The sequence below is a fragment of the Anaplasma bovis genome (assembly GCF_036903315.1).
GTDB classification, from domain to species: Bacteria; Pseudomonadota; Alphaproteobacteria; order Rickettsiales; family Anaplasmataceae; genus Anaplasma; species Anaplasma bovis.
The window spans coordinates 1-5,237 of the sequence record NZ_JAWLNY010000065.1 but is presented as its reverse complement, the minus strand read 5'-3'; the positions used below and the strand labels follow the sequence as shown (position 1 = coordinate 5,237).

Annotated in this window: 3 protein-coding genes; 1 reads left to right on the top strand and 2 read right to left on the bottom strand. The window is 41.3% G+C overall.

Features of this window, described 5'->3' with window-relative positions; translation table 11 throughout:
- Positions 1-2,120: hypothetical protein (locus R4I06_RS04340; protein ID WP_334414353.1), on the bottom strand; the 2,120-nt coding region annotated here is incomplete at its 3' end.
- 342 nt (positions 2,121-2,462) lie between these two features.
- A complete protein-coding gene (locus R4I06_RS04335) occupies positions 2,463-3,197 on the bottom strand; it encodes a hypothetical protein (protein WP_334414352.1) in 735 nt (244 codons plus the stop codon).
- Positions 3,198-3,440: 243 nt separating this feature from the next.
- On the opposite strand from R4I06_RS04335, the gene R4I06_RS04330 reads away from it, so the two are divergent.
- Positions 3,441-4,991, top strand: a complete 1,551-nt coding sequence (locus R4I06_RS04330) for a YifB family Mg chelatase-like AAA ATPase (RefSeq protein WP_334414350.1) — start codon at positions 3,441-3,443, stop codon at positions 4,989-4,991.
- Positions 4,992-5,237: the final 246 nt, after the last annotated feature.

The window sequence follows — 5,237 nt, the reverse complement described above, 5'->3', positions numbered from 1 at the left end:
GTAATAGCCGGAACACCACCAATGTCTCTAAGACCCTCATTATGACTTCGTGCTATGGCTCTCCTACTACTTAAATCAATATCATCTTCAGGATATCCCACCTTCGGTTGTATATATCTTACGCCACTACCCCCCGCGTCCCTATAACCAAGAGGTCTACCCAATGGAGCAGCAGATTTCCACCCTAGCTCAAGTTCCGTAACAGAAGCCCCCAGCCTCCTACTAGTATTGCGGCCAGGCACGAATCCTACAGAGGTGAGATCTACAGAGGTATAAGGTATTGACAACAGGTATTCCTTCTTATCAAACTTACACTTAATCTCTTTGCCACCACCAACAGTGCCACTAACATTCAACTCTCCTCCCGCACCGATCTTACTCTTGTAAAGTCTTGTGCTTGATATCCAGGATACGGTAAGCAACAAGAATCCCAAGATAGTAACCACTATGCCCGCTATCAGGAGAACATGAACATGTGATTCAATATACTTTGGAGAAAACATCTGTGATAGCAAGGCAAACGAAGCCCCGCTGTGGTCTTTTGTATACATGCAGTAGAAAGATGAGAGCACGACAGACATGCCCGCGATAACCACTATTACACTGGCAACTTCTCCCACAGCTGAGACAAACTTATACTGCCTCCTTTTTTGCTCCATTACCAGACCGTCAGCGACTTCCTTCGCCAAGCGTCTCTTTTTTATTAGGTAATTAGCAAAGTCAGCATAGCTATCAACAGCATTAGACTGAACTAAAAAGTCTGCTAGATGCTTATAGTCTGGACTGTCAACAAATGCCCTAAGGAACTTTATTCTGTCCCCGAAGAGGCTCACCAGCATCCTCAACTTTCCGTAAATCTCAACTCCAGATGGCTCTACTTCGAATAGGGCTTCGCATATATTTTGCAGCATGACCTCAGCTAACTCTTCTGTTTCCATTCTGCAATCTAGATCTCTAACCTCCTCAGCCAACTTGCTGTAAGACACATGAAAGCTACAACGCTCACGTAAATGGTGACTTTCTATCAACAAATCAATCAAGTTCTGCGCAATCTTGCTGGTTAAGAAATCACCTGTGAAATCGTTATGAGACGCTTCTCTAAGTAGTGGGAAAGAAAACTTTGTGGAGAAACAATAAATCCAATCCCCGCTATCCAGCACCAATCCTCCAATCTTATCAGCGGAAATAGCAATAGTATTCCCAAATAACATGGACGAGAGTAACAACATTTCAGCGTTAACAAGACAGGTATTCCTAATCGTGTCGTTCACAGCATCCTGTAGATTATGGGGCAAGGCGGCAGAAAGAGACCTTAAGATCGATCTAGGACGTATTAGCATAGATACACTCGGGCTCTTCCCGCGCAAATTCATAACCGCACGAGAGACATGAACGCGGAAGTCCTTAGAAAGCCCCACACTAAAATTTGCCAGTAGGGCAAGCTTCATGAGAATATCAGGAGCAGATTCTGTTGCTATTACAGAGCTCTCAGAAAATATTCCTTGTAACTCATCGCGCAGTTTAGTTAGCTCAGAACATGCTCTTCCAGAGAAGATAGCATATGCCACCATAGCGATGCTATCATCAGACATTGTGTTGTAAGCTTTCTCATAGAGTCTGTCGTAGTAGATAGCATGGAGTTTACCCCAATTTATCCATAGACTAGGAGAAGTAGCCATTCGGCCTTGAAAGAGTTCCTGCATTCTAGACGCGATGTGTTCAACAATATCAAGAAACTCACATCCCCTGGTTATAGCGTCTATGGAACGGATCATATCATCAACGTACTCTGGTATAAAAGCACAGATAGAGACGATATACCGGCATACGGAATCCAAGAGAACATTGTTACCAGTGGAATCGTACATACGCTTCTTGAGCATAGCCGCAGCATAATGCTCCCGCATGACAGGTATAGAGGTGAAAAGACCAGGAGTATCCACTTCGTGGGAATAGAGGGTATTACCAAACTTCTTTTTTGTCTTCACAGTGTACTTCGGAGCTGCACCCCTGTATATGGAGCGCAGTACAGCACGAACCACAACCTCGTTGTACACATGCAAATCCACATGCGCAACGCCACTAACGGCACTTGCCACATTTTGTACGATGCTTCTCACTATGGTAACCTTAGACGCACTGTATCTGGCTTAGGAATGCACGCCTTACAAGAGAATGCAAACCCCACAACACACGCCAATATACGTATCATGAAAACAACATTTAGTCAAGGGAATATGTAGATACATGTGTCAATTCTATGTTGGCGCGCACTCTTCAATTATATGCTGGCGTGCACTCTTCAATCGAAAATTTTCAATGTTAGTTTGGTTACAATCTAAAGGTGGAAATGTCACTAGAAATCAAGAGTTTGAACACAAACTCCATATACCATTATGAGCATAAAACTCAAAAGTTAAATTCAACAATATAACTACTTTCAGATAAGCTATATATGGTGACTATAATGATAATTCAGTTCCTATAACTAAACTGAGACTGTTATGTATGCTTTGCTCATCCCCGAGCATCATTTTGGGGTATGTTTCTATCTGTAATCCTGCATATATATTGGTAAGGTCTCCCATCCTGTATTTAAGCCCTGCTACTGCCCTTACAATTGGAAACTCTCGTTTGCCCATTTTACGCTCATCAGTAATAAGAAGGCCCAAATCCATAGACATGTTTTGCATAAATAGGATGCCTTTGCGTTCCCATTGTAACAATGCATATGGATAGGCATGAGCCTTGATCTTCTTTTTGATGTTCTTAAGGAGGTCATACCCTATGTGTTCCGCAGCATATGCGTATCCGGCTCTTATAATAAACTTATTAACATCACCTATACCTAGAGCATAACCCACACTGGCTTTCGCATTATAATTGATGGTAGAAGCGCTTTTTGTAGATCTCTGTACTGAAGAAATAGCAGTACCTTCAGTGGAAGGAAGGTCAGCAGTGCTATCCTCTGCTGATATACTTTTCTTAGGGTTATCACGAGAAGGCATATTGAGCAAAAATCCTTCTTCTTCCCTGTAAATCCCGCAACTGAATGTCAAATCTGCAGCCAAATTGCTGATACTAGGAAGCCCTGCACAATTTGCATTGTCTGCATAAACCAATGTTACTACTACTCCCGCAAGAATACGTAGACAGTATCTGATAGAACAAGAAGCCATGTGGTGTGTTGAGGTCATGAGATCCTGTAAAGCCTAACACTGCCCGGTATTGTACAAGTTAAGTGGTTGATAGTGAAATGTTTTTAAAAATTTTCACTTTCTTAAAGCACTAGTTTAATTTCCATCACTTATTTTTGGAGTGAAGCGCTTAACAACCATATCTGATTACATACAACTTAGCTAAATATTAAGTTATTAACTTTTATTGTAGAAAATTTCGTCATTTTGTTTAGAATGACTCATAATTGAAGTGGATGATTAATGTTGGCAAGCGTAAGCACTGTAGCCTTCGTAGGAGTGTGTACAATAGATGTTTCTGTGCAGGTACATATCTCTAATGGTATCCCGGCGTTTCACATAGTTGGTATGCCTGATAAAGTAGTTGCTGAGTCTCGAGAGCGGATAAGAGCTGCTCTTTCATCCGTAAACGCTGTTCTTCCCTCAAAGAGGATCACTGTGAATTTATCTCCTGCAAATTTGTATAAAGAGGGGAGCCATTATGATCTTCCTATAGCAACTGCTATTTTGGCAGTAATGCGTGTGATTAAGAATGTACAGAAGCTCTCTACGTATATCATTCTGGGAGAGCTTTCTTTGGATGGTAGCATAGTTGCAGTGTCAGGTATTCTCGCTGCATCAGCAAGTGCCAGAAAAATAGGTAAGGGCATAATATCTCCGTATTGCAACGCAAAAGAGGCATCTTTGATAGGTGGGATTGATGTAGTGAGCCCCAAACATCTTACGACGCTTATAGATTTCTTAAATGACAATGAGAATAGCTTAGATAGCGATGAAATTGTCCATTTTCATGCCACCGATACAGGTATTGCAAAGTTTGATAGCGAAGATTCTTCTCCTATAATTCCAAATATGAGGGATGTGAAAGGACAAGTGATTGCAAAACGTGCATCAGAGATTGCCGCGGCAGGAAGACACAATTTACTCATGATAGGCCCGCCAGGTACTGGAAAATCTATGATAGCGAAAAGAATACCAGGTATCCTTCCAGATTTAAGTGTAGAGGAGATTATATCTGTAAATGTGATCCACAGTATTACGGGTGGTGGCGTAGAAAGATTGTCAACATCAAGGCCCTTTAGGGAACCACATAGCTCTGCCTCTATGGTAGCAATGATTGGAGGAGGAATACGTGCTACACCTGGAGAGATTACTATGGCACATAATGGCATTTTATTTCTCGATGAATTGCCAGAATTTTCAAGATCAGTATTAGAGTCTTTAAGGCAGCCTTTAGAGGACAAAAAGGTTGTAATATCACGAGCACATGCTCATGTTACATACCCAGCAAACTTTCAACTAATAGCTGCAATGAATCCATGTAAGTGTGGATACTTACACAATGCACGAAAAAGATGCGTGAGGGCCCCAAAGTGCGCTACAGAATACATTCAAAGGATTTCCGGTCCCATAATGAGCAGAATAGACATCAAAGTTGAAGTTAATGCTGTAAGCGAGTTTTCCACATTGATGAATTGCGAGAACCAGAGTTCTGAGTCTATAAAGACAAGGGTCATGCAAGCAAGGCTTCTGCAGGATAGTAGATATGGTGGAAGAGACAAAAGTAATGCGGCACTTTCTGCAAATGACATGGAGAATTTTGTACTTTCTGCCCTTAACGAAGGAGCAAAAAAGTTATTTGAGTATACGTTAAAGGAGGGTAATCTGTCGGGTAGAGATTCATCAAAGATTCTTAAAGTTTCGAGGACTATTTCTGATTTGTCTAGCAGTACCACTATAACAGAAGAGCATCTCAAGGAAGCAATTTGCTTTTTTCAAGGTGTAATCGCATAGTACCTACTTCCAGTAGAACTCAACGATTAAACTTTGTGCTGTTAAATCGAAAAATGGTCTTGGCTTTTAAAAAAGCCCTAGGGCTATAATTATTTTGAAGTGTTACAGCCTCATATTCTATCTATTTAGCGATGTCATAACAACAGAAGGGCACCTCAAGGAAGCAATTTGCTTTTTTAAAGGTGTAATTTCATAACACCTGGCCCACTATGGCACAACAACTAAACTTGTGCTACTAAACCAAGG

Bases quoted from the DNA above. Each gene is read 5' to 3' on its own strand.
- R4I06_RS04335 (WP_334414352.1), bottom strand. From the start codon at position 3,197: ATGACCTCAACACACCACATGGCTTCTTGTTCTATCAGATACTGTCTA.
- R4I06_RS04330 (WP_334414350.1), top strand. From the start codon at position 3,441: ATGTTGGCAAGCGTAAGCACTGTAGCCTTCGTAGGAGTGTGTACAATA.